This is a genomic window from Sporosarcina ureae DSM 2281 (assembly GCF_000425545.1).
Classification (GTDB): Bacteria; Bacillota; Bacilli; order Bacillales_A; family Planococcaceae; genus Sporosarcina; species Sporosarcina ureae.
Genome location: NZ_AUDQ01000007.1, coordinates 47,307 through 63,388 on the forward strand (window position 1 = coordinate 47,307; position 16,082 = coordinate 63,388).

A 16,082-nucleotide genomic window follows, 5' to 3' on the forward strand; every position below is an offset into this window, starting at 1 on the left:
AAATAGGAGGAAATGTATCTATGAGAACTATTAAGGACCGCTATGCCATTGTAGGCGTAGGAGAGAGCGAACGCTCAAGAAAATCGGGAACAACGCCTCTGCATTTGGCGCTCGATGCGGCCAACGCAGCAATCAAAGATGCAGGTTTGAAAGCAACAGACATAGACGGATTCATGAACTATAACGAAGGGGATTCCTGTACGTCTCACCAACTGGCAACGTATCTTGGTGTACGACCGAAGTACGTTAAGGATATCCAGGGTGGCGGAGCGAGTACGGAAATGTTGATCGCGGATGCAGTGGCGCTCATTGAAGCAGGCCAACTGAACACGGTTTTGATCTATCGTTCTATGAACGGTAGTTCGGGGACTCGTGTAGGCCGAGGGTATGATCCTGATATGCTGCAAGGGGCATTGGCTGGCGGAAGTTTTGTGATTCCGTACGGATCGGCAAGTCCATCGCAATGGTTCGGCATGTATGCGACGCGTCACATGCATGAAACAGGCATTACGAAAGAACATCTCGGACATGTCTGCTTGAGTTTCTATGAGCATGCACAACGTAATCCGAAAGCCTTTCTGCACGGCAAGCCGTTAACGATGGAAAACTATCTCGCTACACCGGATATTAGTTCTCCATTCAATATCCATGATTCGTGCTTGGAGCTCGATGAAGGAAATGCGATCATCGTCACATCTGCCGAAAAAGCGGAAGACTGTACGTCAAAACCAGTCTATATCATGGGAATGGCAGCAAGACAATGTCATCCGCACGCTCATTACTGGAACGATATCGACCATGTCGCTTCAGATTACGTAGCGAAAGAACTCTACGAAAATGCGGGTGTAACACCGGACGATATCGATGTTGCCTCCATCTATGACTGTTTCAGCTGGGTTGTTATGCGCCAGCTTGAAGCATACGGATTTGCGAAACGCGGAGAAGTGGGAGAATTTGTTGCTGAAGGCAACTTGAAGATCGGCGGCAAACTGCCAACCAATACAGCGGGCGGCATGTTATCGGAAGGCTATACGCACGGAATGAATAACGCCATTGAAATCGTCAGACAGCTACGCCATGACTACGATGGAACAGCACGCCAAGTGGAAGATTGCAAGATCGGTATTTGTACAGGCTGGGCTGGACCGGATATCGCTGGCGCTATGATCTTACGAAACTAGGAGGAATCACTATGACACAATCAACGACTGCTTATCAAAAACCTATTCCATTGAAAGATATAGATAATGCCCCGTACTGGGATGCAGCGGACCAACATCAACTGGCTCTGCAAAAATGTGATGATTGCAATGCATACTCACAACCGCCAGGCCCTACGTGCGCAAAATGCGGAAGTGAAAACGTTAGCTGGGAACAGTTCGGCGACGATATTACAGCCACAGTCTATTCGTATGTGGTTTCCTACCGTCCATTCTTACCAGGCTTCCAGGATGAGTTACCGACGATTATCGCACTCGCACAGCTCGACAAAGTGCCGGAAGTGAAAATCATGGGCAATATCTTGAATTGCCAGGAAAAAGATTTGGAAATCGGTATGCCGATCCAAATGACATGGGTGGATATTACGGAAGACCGTGCATTGCCACAGTGGATTCCAGCGACGAATTGATCGATAGGCGATATAGAAAGGATGAGTGAGTATGGATTTCTCTTTCACGAAAAAAGAAGAAAAATTTAGAACCGAACTACGAACATGGCTTGAAGCGAACCTTCCTGAAGGGTGGCTAGAAGGCAAGCGCGATTTGCCGGAAGACTTGGATGAATACTCCCGTGTATTACGTGCATGGCAAAATAAATTGTATGAAGGTGGATGGGCAGCCATCGCTTGGCCGAAAGAATATGGCGGTCGCAACGCTAGCTTGATGGAAGAAATCATCTACCATCAAGAAATGGTACGCGTCAAAGCGCCGCCACTTATCAACTATATCGGAATCCATATGGTAGGTCCTACGTTGATCGACATTGGAACGGATGAACAAAAAGAGAAATATTTGAAGAAAATCCTGACGGGTGAAGAAATATGGTGCCAGGGCTATTCAGAGCCGGGTGCAGGATCAGATTTAACAGGACTTAAAACACGTGCGGTAAAAGACGGCGATCACTGGCTCATCAATGGCCAGAAAGTCTGGACGAGTTTTGGCCACGTGGCGGATAAATGCTTCCTGCTGACGAGAACGAGTACGCACCCGGAAAAGAAGCACCGTGGGATTACCGTCTTCATGATGGATATGCACCAGCCGGGAGTCGAAACGCTTCCGATTGTGCAGATGGATGGACATAAAGACTTTAACGAAGTGTATATGACAGACGCTGTAGCGACAGATGCAGATATCGTCGGACAAGTAGACTCGGGCTGGCATGTATTGATTGCGTTGATGCTCCATGAGCGTACAGGGATCGGTGCGGAACTCTTCACACTCGAAAAGCAATTCAACGATACAGTGGAACTGGCACAGCAGTATAAAGTAAATGGCAAACCATTGATTGAAAATCCTGTAGTCAGACAAAAATTGGCGAATTTCTATGCCCGCGTACGTGGATCGCTACTGAATTACTATAAAAATCTGACCACTACGATCAAAAACGGTCAACCAGGAGCGGAAACATCTATCGATAAGTTGGTGGTAACCGAATTGAACCAGGCACTCTCTGCATTTGCAGTGGAGATTCAAGGACATCAAGGTGTGCTATTTGATAAGGATGCCGTAGCGGATCCGAAGTGGCAGCATTTATTCCTCGCATCATTCGGACAGACAATCGGTGGCGGTACGAGTGAAGTGCAACGCAATACGATCGGCGAGCGCGTTCTGGGATTGCCGAAAGACATGGGACGTTAATAGATTTGGAGGGATGAAGTATGGACTTTTCACTAACAGAAGAGCAAGAAATGTTCCGTGGACATATCCGCAAAATGTTGGATAAATTCGGCGGTACACAGCTGGCTCGAGAAATGATTGACAATAATCCGCAAAACCTGAAGAAGGTGTACACGACATTAGCTGAACTTGGATGCGGCGGCATCAACATTCCTGAAGAATACGACGGTATGGACTTGGATGCACTCGATCTCGTTCCGACGTTCGAAGAGATGGGACGTTCACTAGTACCCGGCTTGTTCATGGAAACTTCCGCGTTGGTAGTACCGATCCTTAAGAAATACGGAACAGAGCAGCAGAAACAACAGTATCTACCGAATATTGCTTCAGGAGAAAAACTCGTTTCATTCGCGGCACTGGAGCCGTTCAACGACTTTTCTCCCGCAGGTATCCAATGTACATTGGTGCGCCAAGACGGACAGTACGTGCTAAACGGCACGAAGACCCTTGTACCGGAAGTTGAACTTGCGGATGCATTCCTCGTATTGGTACGCACAAACCAAACGGATCAAGAAGACGGATTATCTCTTGTGTTGATCGACAAGACAAAAGGAATAAACATCGAGAAACAATCTTCTTTTGACGAATCAAAACATGTAGCGAAGATCGAATTCAATAATCTCGTTATCAAAGAAGATCAAATTATAGGTGAAGTAGACAAGGGATGGACACAGCTTCAAGAAGGTCTGTTGTACTTCAATGCCGCACTTAGTTCCTACATTGTCGGTGCAATGGAAAGCGTCGTCAATATGGCTACGGAATATGCAAAGATCCGGGAGCAATTCGGCCAAGCGATCGGACGTTTCCAGGCGATCAAACACAGTATCGTCAATATGAAAGTGAATTTGGAAATTGCCCGCTCCCTCAGTCATTATGCCAACTGGGTAGTGGACACGGACGAACTCGACCGAGAAGCGGCTGTTTACAGCGCCCGTACATATGCGACGGAGAAATTCATCGAAGTCTCGGCACATAACGTCCAAATTCATGGCGGCATCGGATTCACGGAAGAAATTGATTGCCACTTATATGTCAAGCGGGCTCGTTATTATGACCAGTATTTAGGCTCCACGCCTTTCTATCAAGAAAAAGTAGTCGCTTCACTAGGCTGGTAATTTGAAGGAGGAAAACATATGACGAACGTATCCGAGAAATCTAAATTGACGACTTACGGCAATATCATTAACGGCAAGTCGGTACAGGCGCAAGACGGAGCTGTATCAAACAGTATCGATCCATCTACAGCGGAAGTATGGGCGACCATTCCTTCTAGTAAAAAGGAAGACGCAGAACTGGTCATCCAGGCAGCACGCGCAGCATTCGATGACTGGGCGAATCTACCTGCCCGTACACGCGGCGACTATATGCGTAAGATTGGGGACATGATTCCCGAGTATGCTGCGGAGTTGCTTGAACTTGAAACACGTAATAACGGTTGGGTACTAGATGAGTATCAGTATTTGGCGGAAGTGTTAAAGCAGGTTTGGTATGACGCAGCGGGAGCGGCATCTCTCGTAGGTGCACAAGGTCGTACGGTACAGATGGGCACAGGGGATTTTGGTTTCACTTCACGAAAGCCATACGGAGTAGTAGTTGGAATCTTACCTTGGAACGCACCTTTATTCACCTTTACAATTAAGGCTGCCTATGCGCTAGCGGCAGGGAATACGGTCGTCATTAAACCGTCTGAGAGTGCAGCGGTCGGATCATTGCGATATGGCGAGTTGATTTCACAAACCTTACCGCCTGGCGTACTGAATGTCATTTCAGGTGCGGGTCGTGAAATCGGGGATTACCTCGTCTCTCACAAAGAAGTGAATAAAGTGAGTTTGACAGGATCGAAAGCAACAGCGGAGCGTATCACAAAAGCGACTGCGCATTCACCGAAGTCGTTGATCTTTGAACTCGGCGGAAAATCTCCGAATATCGTCTTTGAAGATGCGGACATCGAGCAAGCGGTACACGGATTGATCAACGGCATCTTCACACCGAACTCTGGCCAGATTTGTGTGGCAGGTTCACGCATGCTGATCCAGCGCTCTATTTACGACGAAGTGATTGGGCGTTTAAAAGAGTTGATGACGGACAATGAATTCGTCAAACACGGTGATACTCAGGATACGAGCAACACCATGGGGCCTATCGCGAATGAAGCGCAATTTCAGTCGGTATGCGGGTTTATCGATGAGGCATCAAAAGAAGAGTATGAAGTCGTCTTCGGAGGAAAATACGGTGGAGAAGCTGTCCTACCGGGGCAACCAGAATTTGCGGACGGTTATTGGGTGCAGCCTACGCTCGTTAAAGTAGCCGATAACAGTTCAAAACTAGCTCGTGAAGAAATTTTTGGTCCGGTGGCGGTCGCTATTCCGTTCGATACGGAAGAAGAAGCCGTTCAAATTGCCAATGACACGAACTTCGGTCTGGCAGCGGGCGTATGGACGCAAAATCTCGGTCTTGCACATCGTATGATTGATAAGCTTCAGGCAGGTAATGTTTGGGTCAATACGTACGCTAGAGTAGGTGCAGATCTTCCATTTAGCGGCGTTAAAGAGAGCGGTTACGGTACAGACTCGGTTCTGGATTATACACTAGAAAAAGCTTGTGTCATCAATATTCGGTAAACAACCAGTAACGTCTGATCTGTGGCGGGAGGGCTTCGGTTTTGCACCAAGCATATCGAAACCTTCTTCTGCAGATCTTCACTTTAAACCACACCTAGATTTGACATAATGAATAAAGCTTGTAAGAACTATGACACCATCGATAAAGGGGGGCCACTATATGAATGAAGCGGCATTGAAAGATCAATCGATTAATAGGGGTTTTTTATTCATAAGTTTCGGAGCATTCTTTATTATGTTAAGTTTAGCAACCCATCTTCCCGCATATCCGCATATGCTGGCGGAATTTAATCTGACGCCGGGATACGCAGTCTGGATGCAGCTGGGTCTGGCTGTTGGTTTAACAGGATTCCAGCCATTACTTGGATGGATTGGAGATTCGTTCGGATTGAAGATCGTCATCCTAATTGGCGGTATTTTCATGGTCATCGGATCATTGCTCGTAGCCTTCTCGTTTTCTTTCTGGGTGCTCGTTCTTGGTTTATTCTTTAAAGGTATTTCGGGCGCGGCGATTGCACCATCAGGGATTGCCTATGCTGGTAAATTCATGGTCGGGACACAGCGGGGAAAAGCGATTGGAACGTTTGCGGCGTTTATTACAATCGGTGCAGTATTTGGTCCAGTCATCAGCGGTATGATTGTTGATACAGCGAACTGGCAGGCAAGCTTTATATTCACTGCTATTCTTGGTGGTTTAGGCATTGCACTCTTTGCTTTTGTTCCGCATGTCAAAGTACAAGCACGTAAGAAGCTGGATGTTCTAGGATTGATTTTCGTCATCGCTCTATTGCTCGGTTTGCTGACGATTCCAACCTTCATCAACAGCTTCGGAATCGAATCTGGAATGTGGATTCCATCATTGCTAGTATTCGTCACTGCGTTGATCATGTTGATCTTTGTAGAGAAAAAACAAAAAGCACCGTTGCTCGATTTGGAGTACGTTGCGAATCGGAACTTCTGGGTACCTACAACGATTGCTGTATTCATCTTCCTTGGTTACTCGGGTGTGATGTACTTATTAACATTCTTTGTACAGAACGTACAAGGAAAAGCCGCTACAACAGTAGGCTTCCTGCAGATGGCCGTATTCCTTGGCACATCGGTTGCAGCCTATTTAAGCGGAAGAATTATGAAAAAGCTATCAGCACGATTGATTATGGGATCGGGAATTCTCGTCTTTTCTTCCGGAATCATCATGTTAAATTTCGTTACACTTACAACATCGTTTACGTATTTGTTCATTGCTATGAGTCTGGTCGGTATCGGTGTTGGTTTCCAAACACCTGTAGTCAAAGGACTTGTCGTGTCTAAAGCTTCAACTGAACGAATGAATGTCGTGACATTTACGAATACGGTAATTGAAAACCTGGCACAGAGAATGGGCGCGTCGTTAGCACTTGTTGCTTTCTCTATCTTCTCAGCGAGCGGTAATAATGTTGGGGCAGTAGTGAATACATCTTGGGTGATTATGGGCTTCATCGTCATCGCGTTGTTATTCTTACCATTGATTCCTCGAACGATTCCTGGAATTCACACGAGTGAAGCCGATTTGGTCGATACCAATGTAGTGCCGAAAGCGTTACAAACTGAAGAAATCAAATAAATTGCGCGACAAAGTATAGAGAGGAGTCTTTAATATGAATATTTATGTACTACTGAAAAAAACATTCGACACGGAGGAAGCGATTTCCGTGTCGGGCAATCAAATAGATGAAAGTGGTGCGGAGTTCATTATTAATCCATACGACGAATACGCAGTCGAAGAAGCGATCCAGCAACGCGACAAGCACGGCGGAACTGTAACGGTTGTGACGATTGGTGATGAGGACTCAGAGAAGCAATTGCGTACGGCACTTGCGATGGGTGCGGATGAAGCGGTACTCATCAATACGAGTGACGACCTGGATGAAGGGGATCAATTCACAACAGCTAAGATTCTCGAGACATTTTTTGAAGGAAAAGAAGTGGATTTGATCCTCGCGGGAAATGTAGCAATTGACGAAGCAAGCGGACAAGTAGGACCTCGTCTTGCGGAGCGTTTAAATATGCCTTTCATTACGACGATCGTCAAGCTGGATATTGAAGACGGCACGGCGGAAATCGAGAAAGACCTTGAAGGGGATCTCGAGAAAATTGATGTATCCTTGCCGGTGCTCGTAACGTGTCAGCAAGGACTGAATGAACCGAGATACACGTCCCTTCCAGGTATCATGAAGGCAAAGAAAAAGCCGCTTGAGCAACTTGAACTCGATGATCTAGATCTCGATGAAGACGATGTGGAAGCAAAAACGGCAACGATTTCTATTTTCTTACCACCTAAAAAGCAAGCAGGACGCATTTTGGTAGGCGAAACGGGAGAGCAAGTCAAAGAACTGGTCAGCTTATTGTCTAGTGAAGCGAAAGTAATCTAAGCAATCTACAAAACGAAAGGAGTTTTACTATGAGTGAAAAGATACTAGTAATCGGGGAATTGCAGCAAGGGGTTCTTCGTAAAGTAAGTTATGAGACGATTGCAGCGGCAAAACAACTAAATGCTAACGCAGAAATTTTGGCATTGGTACTAGGTGACGGAGACTTGCAGCATCCGGCTGAAGAAATGATTCACTATGGTGCAGATCGAGTCATTACCGTCTCACATGCAAACTTGAGCAATTATACATCGGAAGGCTACGGACAGGTCATTATGGAAGTGATGCATGACGAGAACCCATCTGGCATTATCATGGGTCATACGTCAGTCGGTAAAGATGTGACACCTAAAATCGCAAGCCGCTTGGAACTTGGATTGATCTCAGATGCGGTGGCAATCGAAAAAGAAGACGATCAAGTCATCTTCACTAGACCGATTTACTCCGGTAAAGCGTTTGAAAAGAAAGTGATGAAGGACGAAGGTCTGCTATTCGCCACGATCCGTCCGAATAATATTTCTGCATTGGAACCTGACGCTAGCCGAACGGGTGACATCATAGCAAGAGAAGTGGATGTCAAAGACTTGCGTACGATCGTTAAAGAAGTGATCCGCAAGAAAACGGAAGGTGTAGATTTATCTGAAGCGAAAATCGTAATTGCGGGCGGACGCGGTGTTAAGAGCGCCGAAGGGTTCAATGCATTGTATGAGCTGGCAGACTTGTTAGGTGGCGCTGTAGGGGCTTCTAGGGGCGCCTGTGATGCAGATTACTGCGATTACTCGCTGCAAATCGGTCAAACCGGAAAAGTGGTTACGCCCGATCTCTATATCGCGGTAGGTATTTCCGGTGCGATCCAGCATATGGCAGGTATGTCGAACTCCAAAGTGATTGTCGCGATCAACAGTGACGAAGAAGCAAATATCTTCAAGATGGCAGATTACGGCATCGTCGGCGACTTGTTCGAAGTTCTGCCGTTATTCATCGAAGAACTCAAATTGCAAGGCGCGTTAGTATCCTAACTACTAACCATTCATAAAACAGCTTGGAAAGTTCGATTACCGAACTTTCCAAGCTGTTTTTGCGTTCTAGTTTTTACTACATATCACTTCTACTGAAACAAAAGTAAATAGTGAAACTTGGAAATCCATGTTATACTATTCTGAACTTACGGTTTATCGGAGGGGACTATATTTGATTAATTACGATTTACTGTTGAATACTACGCACTATGAATTAATCCATCATCAAAATATTGCCAATAAAATTGACCACTTCCAAGTAATCGTCATCTATGATCCACAACCTAACTTTTTTGACTATAACTACTTAATCAATTTTCCGTGTGAAAAAGTACGAAAAAAAGTAGCAACGAATCACATTTTTCCAAGAGTGAAAAACGAGACGTTCATCGTCCGACAGCACAACTACGATGAAAATTTTCAATTATTTTTCAAATTGCGTCTGCGGGCCAGATATGAAATGTTAGCGAAAGTGACAGAATTCATGACAGCTAAATTTTTTAGTACTTATGAGAGTCATCTCACACCATTACTTGAAAATAAGCCTACTCTCAAATGGGAAATAATAAATAAATTATACAATAAATACGCAAAGATGCTGAATACAACCGCTTGGCTAAATGATGAGGAATCATGGAGTGTATTTAGTTCGTGGTACAAAACATATTTAATCAATCATACCGTGAATGAAATGATTAAAATTCACGGCTACAACACACTAGATGCACTATCTAATGAAGAGTTGAACAAGTTATTTCTTGAAAGAATAAATACTAGCTTTGCTTCTAACGATAGTTTCCTAAATACATTCACAACAGACGTCAATGTCTATATAGAGCAAATGGTATCTGAAACACTTGCGGTTTTCGAGTTAGAAAAAGATTCAATGAAGCAAATTAATGAATTACTCGGCGTGAACAATCGGTTATCCGAGCATCAACCGATTGAATCCACAGTAAAAACTAATAATCTCATAGTGATGAGCAACGCCATTTATCAATTCATCACAGAAGCTATTTCCAACCAAAAATTTACTTGTGAGCCAGATCAATGGCCACAGGCGACGATACGTAGTACGACGCTGACAGGTTCTTTGCAGCTACTTCCGCGTGAAGAGGATCGGACAGCAAGTCGTATGAATCAACTGCATAACGATTCGAGGACGTTATCAGAAGTCGATGTGGACGTATTAGATTCCCTATGCCATATGTATTTGACGCAATTAGGGCAGGTAGGTGACCGCGTAGAAATCCGCTTCGATGATCTGCTTACAATCCGTGGACTGAAGACAAAACTAGGAGGAACAGGTAGGCGCGGTGGCTATGAAAAAGAACAACGCATCCATGTGATGAAAGCGCTTTCTATAATACGATCACTATGGATGGAATTAGAAACGGTCTTAGTATATGAACAAGGTAAACCTGTCAACAAGAAGATGCAAGGGCGTGCGTTCATTTTTACGAATGAAGACGGTAGTCTGTGCGAATTAAATGAAGAGTCATTACCCGAACGTCTATATGTAACGATTGGGGAAGTTTTTGATTCTTTCTTGCAAGGCACTGCCAGACAAGTAAAGTTATTACCGAATCAAGCGATCGAATTCAATCCGTATCAACGGAAATGGGAGAAAAAACTCATCCGTTATGTAAGCTGGCGTTGGCGTACTCAAGCACGAAAAGCAAGCTACTTGCAGCCGCATAAAATTAGTACATTACTCGAAAAAATCGGTATACAAATAGATTCACAGGCACCTTCACGTATTCGGGACCGATTGGAGAAAGCCCTAGACCTATTGGAGGAAGAAGGCGTAATAACATTTTGGCAATACAATCAATGGAATGAAGATAGCATGTCGAAGAAAGGCTGGTTGCGTATCTGGTTGGATGCTACGATCATCATCGCGCCACCTGACGAGATTGTCGGCTATTATCAGCCGATCGAGAGAAAGAAATCAATCAATTCACCAACTACTTTTTCCGTAGTGCAAAACAAAGAAGGAATTTGTAAGAATATTGGCAGTGATTTTAAAGAATGTCGCATCAACCGTGGTTTAACACTGAAGCAAGTATCCGAAGAGTTGAATATATCGACGTCCTATATAAGCAATATTGAACGAGGTGGAGCCTTACCGTCACAAACCGTCTATAAAAAGATGAAAGATTGGTTAAATTAAGTTGGTATTACTGAATACGTGTCAGCTTAATTCAATTTCGAAATTATTTTTTTAAAAACCGAACATACAAACGCTATACTAGTGTTATACTAAGCAAAGCTCATTTTTTGTCGAGCTTTGCTTTCTTTTATCGACAAAAGTAATAAGTAGAGAACATTAAATTCTTAAGAAACCTGGTTCCAAATAATCCTTCTTACTTTACTATTATTCGCATCATGTAAATTAGCACGCCATAAATATCACACGTGCAGCAATCAAGGAAGGGAGATCCTGGAGAGCAACAGTAATATCATGCATAGAGCTCGGTTGATAGGTAGGAGAATGTACTTAAATGTCGTGATTCTATGTATTCAATGTGCAGGTGGAATTTCTGTAAAGGAATAATAGATTTGCTGAGCAACACTGGCAAGGTGTATTTAAGCCGGTTTTGCTTATCAATTTATAAAACGTTATTTGAAGATAAAAGATCAGTAAATATATAAACAAAAACAAAGCACGAACATACAAGCGCTATACAAGTGATATACTAGGCAGGGTTTATATTCATAAGTAAGGCTAAACGTAGTATGTAATCTTAGTGAACATGGTTCCAAATAATCCTTGTTTATACAGTGTTCCACGCACCATATTATCTAACAAACATCGACTATCGCACGTAAAATAATCAAGGACGAGATCTTCGAATACATAAACAAGGAGATTAAGCAGATTATTGAGAAAGCCCATCAATTAACTGGAAGAGAAGGGGCCGTCAGATTTTTGTCGATAGGATAATCGGTATGAAAAGTATATGACGATGACTTTACATGTCAAAAGCCTATAAAAGTGATAGGTTGATGGATTAAGCATTACGTTAAAGAGTGCTTATAAATGACTGGTCGAGTTAAGCTAGTATGATTGATCATCAAGCAAGATAGTAAAACGGCATATAAAATGCAAAGCAGGAACAAAACAATAAATAGTGTTTGCCGAAGAAAATTAATGACAAACACATAAATAATACAGAAACATCGTAAAGCTTGAAGTAAACTTGTTAAGCAATTATAATAAATCGAGCGCTTAATTCATCTAAAAAAGCGCTGATATCTCACTATCACAAGTATACTTATAAGTGATACATAACTTCCTATAATTTATATTATGTTCGGGGCGTTCTACGATCTATACATATTCTACTCTCCATGTGTCCTTCTCGCGCTAGCTTTCTAAGCGGTTCTTATGATCTTTAGTTTTGATGTGTTCAAAGTCGATATGTCCTACACTGTACTCAATGACATCGTTAATGAATAGCTTGTGATCTTTTGCCAGCTGTTTAACGGATTCCAATAATTCTTTATCGTACGTCGTTTTGTACTGGATTCGATCTGTTGGACGTAAATTCTTATCGTACTCAATAACTCCTGTGGCTAATACGTTCCACAATCCATTTTCCAATAAATAATTGCTATATGTATCATGTTCTTCAGATAAATCTTCTAATTGCTGTAAAATCTCTTGACTGATATTCGTGCGGAATTTAATCCGTGTTTCATCTGTCGTTTGAATCATTTTTCCGTTCACTAATTTCCACATTGTCATTTCCTCCTTAGATATGAAAAACTCGCAAATAGTACATTCACGAGTTAATCTTTTGTAATCGATCTGTTTGTTGTAACGCCCGGATATTCGCAGAGCCCGTTGCAAACATCGCCATGCGTAATTCTAGTTCGCGAACTTCCATTGTTTGGAAAACGTTTTCAGCTGATATAGTTGCTTCTTCTAAAATCGCTCGACCAAAACCGACAAAATCTGCGCCTAACGCGATACATTTTGCAGCGTCGACACCTGTATGAAGTCCACCACTTGCTACTAATAACTTATCGTTCATATGAGGTTTAACTAGCTGTAGTGAATCTGCCGTTCGAATTCCCCATTCGCTAAATGCTGCTGCCGCTTGCTGTTTAATCGGTGTCGTGCGGTATTTCTCTACTTGACTCCAAGATGTTCCCCCTGCACCAGCTACATCAATGAAAGACACACCGATATCCAAGAGCTTCTTAGCGGTTTGACCATCTATTCCCCATCCCACTTCTTTAATGCCGACAGGAACCGATAATTCATTGCATAATTTCTCGATTTTACATAATAAATTACTGAAATTCGTATTACCTTCAGGTTGAATGACTTCCTGTAATACATTTATGTGCAATACTAATGCATCTGCATCGGTATAATCGATAATTTGACGACATTCGTCTGCAGAAAAACCATAATTCAATTGCACTGCACCTAAATTTGCGATAATGGGAGCCGTTGGAGCATATTTTCGTAATGCAAATGAAGGACGGAATGCTTTACTCTCTATTAAAGCGCGTGTCGAACCTAACGCCAGTGCCCAGCCTCTTTGTTCTGCAGCAAATGCTAGATTCCGGTTAATCGTTTCCGCAAAATCCGCACCACCGGTCATCGAACTCACTAAAAAAGGTGTTTTGCATGATTTATTTAGAAAATTTTGCTCCATATTGATATCGTCAAATGATAATTCAGGTAAGGCATTATGCAGAAATTCATACCGCTCCAAACCTGTCGTAATCGCATTTCCAGTCACATGTTCTTCCAACACGATTTGAATATGCTGTGCTTTCCGGTCATTCAGTTGCTTGCCCATGATATTAACTCCTATCTACTAGTAAACCCATTTTTATATTAGTCGGTTACTATGAATTATAGCTGTTCTACTTCGATTACACAAAATATAAAAAAGCTCTGATATAAAATCGGAGCTTTGTACGTTTTAAAATGTTGAAACTAGATGTTTTTTCCACTTTTCATCCGTTATTTGTCCTTGATCAAGATAAATAATACGGTCACCTAGGCGTTCTGCTTCGTCAAGATCATGAGTTACAATAATGAACGGAATTTTCCACATGGCATGTAAACGTAAGAGCTCATCTTGACACTGTTTCCGCGTTTCTTTATCGAGAGCAGACAACGGTTCATCCAGCAATAACACGGAAGGTTGGGTAGCAAGTGCTCTAGCCAACCCTACACGCTGTTTTTCTCCGCCTGAAATCTGGTGGGGATACTTCTGTAGTAAATGCTCAATTCCTAGTACTTGAAGTAACTCCCAAATCATTTTGTTGCTTTCTTTTCGCTCATTCTTTTTCACGCCGAACCAAATATTCTTCTCCACCGTCATATGTGGAAATAATGCATAGTCTTGAAATAAATAACCGATTTGACGATCGCGAGCAGGCATTGGTTTTTCACCCGTTTCAAAAAAAGTACGTTCATTCGAATGAATCATCCCGTGATCCGGCTGTGCAAGCCCCGCAATATAGTTCAATATCGTCGTTTTACCAGAGCCGGATGGGCCGACTAACACCAGGATTTCATTGCACATTTCAAAATGAATGTTCATTTCATAATGCGCGAGTTGTTTATTGATTTCCACATGTAGCATGTCAAATCCCCCTTACCCTCAAGACTTCGTAAAACGCCTAATATTGCGCTTGCTCCACCAATTCACCCATAAAATCAAACTAAATCCGAATGTAATGATGATCACTACCCAAAACGTCGCTTTTTCCATCTGTCCCGACTCTACGGCGAAATAAATCGCCATCGGAATCGTGTCGGTTTTACCTGGTATGTACCCTACAAGCATTAAAGTAGCACCGAACTCTCCTAGACCTCTTGCGAATGACAGCACCAACCCTGCCAGTAAACCAGGCCAAGCAAGCGGGAATACGACTGACCAGAACACGCGCCATTCCGAAGCACCCATCGTACGCGCAGCATTTGATAATCGTTCATCGAGACTTTCAAATGCTGCCGCTGCGCTTTGATACATTAAAGGAAACGATACGACAATCGAAGCAATAACAGCGCCAATCCACGTAAAGACGATTTGAAAATCGAACCATTCGAGTAACCAACTGCCGATCCAGCCCTTTTTACCGAATAAAATGAGTAAACCGAAGCCGACGACGGTCGGTGGTAACACGAGAGGCAATAAAAACAATGCTTCCAATATGCTTTTTCCGAAAAAATCACGCTTCGCAAGTAAGTACGCAATGAACACACCAGCTACAAAAACAAAGAAAGTGGAGATAGCAGCTACTTTCAGAGATAATAATAAAGGTGAATAATCCATATCGAGCAAACTTTCTCCCCCTTTCCTTTACTTAAATCCAAACTTCTGCAGCGTTTCTTTTCCTTCCTCACCAGTCAAATAGTCAAGGAATTGCTGTGCGGCATCCTGATGCTTAGATTCAGCAAACACAGCGCCCGGGTACACGATCGGCTCATGCCAAACTGCATTTGCTTCTGCTAAGACTTTTACATCATCCGTAATGAATGCATCACTTGAATACACGACACCGTAATCTGCGTTACCCATTTCCACATGTGTCAGTACTTGACGTACGTCTGAGCCAAGAACTAATTTTTCTTGCAAAGACTCCCAGAGATCCAAGCTTTCAAGTGTCTCTTTCGTATAGCGACCCACTGGCACCGATTCCGGCTCACCAACTGCTAAATGATCGAGTGCTGCTGGATCTATGTCTTCAAAAGAGGAAATCGTCCGATTAGAATCTTTATGTGTAATTAATACGAGTGCGTTTTCAGTAAAATCTTTTCTTGACTCCTTGACGAGTAACTCTTTATCTTCCATATCATTCATATCTTTTGAACTAGCAGACAAGAATACGTCAGACGGTGCGCCATTTTCAATAGTCGTTGCCAATTTCCCCGAGCTGCCAAAGTTGTATGTCACCGTAATGCCTTCATGCGCTTCTTCAAATGGTCCTTTTAACTCTTCCAATACATCCGTCAAACTGGCCGCAGCAGATATTAATAATTCAGCTTCAGGTTTCTCGCGATCCACTGCGCCTGATTTCTCCGTTTCATTCGTATCTGAACATCCTACAAGCAAAACGGTTAGTGAAATGAACAGAGTGAAAAATGAAAAACGTTTCATTATG

The 16,082-nt window shown here is 43.1% G+C and carries 14 protein-coding genes; 9 read left to right on the forward strand and 5 right to left on the reverse strand.

The features are described from left to right. Window positions 1–20 precede the first annotated feature (20 nt). From H605_RS0108395 to H605_RS0108435, 9 genes are all read left to right on the forward strand, one after another. Entirely contained in the window at window positions 21–1,181 is a 1,161-nt protein-coding gene (locus H605_RS0108395) for a thiolase C-terminal domain-containing protein (protein ID WP_029053807.1), read from the forward strand. A gap of 11 nt (window positions 1,182–1,192) precedes the next feature. After that, window positions 1,193–1,630 (forward strand): Zn-ribbon domain-containing OB-fold protein, encoded by a 438-nt coding sequence (locus H605_RS0108400; RefSeq protein WP_029053808.1) that lies wholly within the window; start codon window positions 1,193–1,195, stop codon window positions 1,628–1,630. 31 nt (window positions 1,631–1,661) lie between these two features. Beyond that, window positions 1,662–2,858 carry an acyl-CoA dehydrogenase family protein gene (locus H605_RS0108405; RefSeq protein ID WP_029053809.1) on the forward strand — a complete coding sequence of 399 codons (1,197 nt, stop codon included), beginning with the start codon at window positions 1,662–1,664 and terminating at the stop codon, window positions 2,856–2,858. Between the two features lie 20 nt (window positions 2,859–2,878). After that, the gene (locus tag H605_RS0108410) at window positions 2,879–4,012 is read left to right on the forward strand and encodes an acyl-CoA dehydrogenase family protein (RefSeq protein WP_029053810.1); all 1,134 of its coding nucleotides are present in this window, start codon (window positions 2,879–2,881) and stop codon (window positions 4,010–4,012) included. A gap of 18 nt (window positions 4,013–4,030) precedes the next feature. Continuing rightward, window positions 4,031–5,518, forward strand: coding sequence for an aldehyde dehydrogenase family protein (locus tag H605_RS0108415; RefSeq protein WP_029053811.1), 1,488 nt, complete (start codon window positions 4,031–4,033; stop codon window positions 5,516–5,518). A gap of 160 nt (window positions 5,519–5,678) precedes the next feature. After that, window positions 5,679–7,121 carry an MFS transporter gene (locus tag H605_RS17620; protein ID WP_051210520.1) on the forward strand — a complete coding sequence of 481 codons (1,443 nt, stop codon included), beginning with the start codon at window positions 5,679–5,681 and terminating at the stop codon, window positions 7,119–7,121. 34 nt (window positions 7,122–7,155) lie between these two features. Further along, entirely contained in the window at window positions 7,156–7,929 is a 774-nt protein-coding gene (locus H605_RS0108425; RefSeq protein ID WP_029053812.1) for an electron transfer flavoprotein subunit beta/FixA family protein, read from the forward strand. A 29-nt stretch (window positions 7,930–7,958) separates the two neighbouring features. Then, window positions 7,959–8,945: an electron transfer flavoprotein subunit alpha/FixB family protein gene (locus tag H605_RS0108430; RefSeq protein ID WP_029053813.1), complete on the forward strand. Its 987-nt coding sequence runs from the start codon at window positions 7,959–7,961 to the stop codon at window positions 8,943–8,945. A 172-nt stretch (window positions 8,946–9,117) separates the two neighbouring features. After that, window positions 9,118–11,118, forward strand: a complete 2,001-nt coding sequence (locus H605_RS0108435; RefSeq protein ID WP_029053814.1) for a helix-turn-helix domain-containing protein — start codon at window positions 9,118–9,120, stop codon at window positions 11,116–11,118. A 1,197-nt stretch (window positions 11,119–12,315) separates the two neighbouring features. Here the strand turns inward: H605_RS0108435 and H605_RS0108440 are convergent. The 5 genes from H605_RS0108440 to modA all read right to left on the reverse strand — a co-directional run bounded on the left by H605_RS0108440 (window position 12,316) and on the right by modA (window position 16,078). Beyond that, window positions 12,316–12,690, reverse strand: coding sequence for a hypothetical protein (locus H605_RS0108440; protein ID WP_029053815.1), 375 nt, complete (start codon window positions 12,688–12,690; stop codon window positions 12,316–12,318). Window positions 12,691–12,733: 43 nt separating this feature from the next. Next, complete coding sequence (fni, locus tag H605_RS0108445; RefSeq protein ID WP_029053816.1) at window positions 12,734–13,765, reverse strand: type 2 isopentenyl-diphosphate Delta-isomerase; 1,032 nt, start codon at window positions 13,763–13,765, stop codon at window positions 12,734–12,736. A 126-nt stretch (window positions 13,766–13,891) separates the two neighbouring features. After that, the gene (locus H605_RS0108450) at window positions 13,892–14,560 is read right to left on the reverse strand and encodes an ABC transporter ATP-binding protein (RefSeq protein WP_029053817.1); all 669 of its coding nucleotides are present in this window, start codon (window positions 14,558–14,560) and stop codon (window positions 13,892–13,894) included. Window positions 14,561–14,578: 18 nt separating this feature from the next. After that, entirely contained in the window at window positions 14,579–15,253 is a 675-nt protein-coding gene (gene modB / locus H605_RS0108455; RefSeq protein WP_418346999.1) for a molybdate ABC transporter permease subunit, read from the reverse strand. Window positions 15,254–15,280: 27 nt separating this feature from the next. Continuing rightward, window positions 15,281–16,078: a molybdate ABC transporter substrate-binding protein gene (gene modA / locus H605_RS0108460; RefSeq protein ID WP_029053819.1), complete on the reverse strand. Its 798-nt coding sequence runs from the start codon at window positions 16,076–16,078 to the stop codon at window positions 15,281–15,283. Window positions 16,079–16,082: the final 4 nt, after the last annotated feature.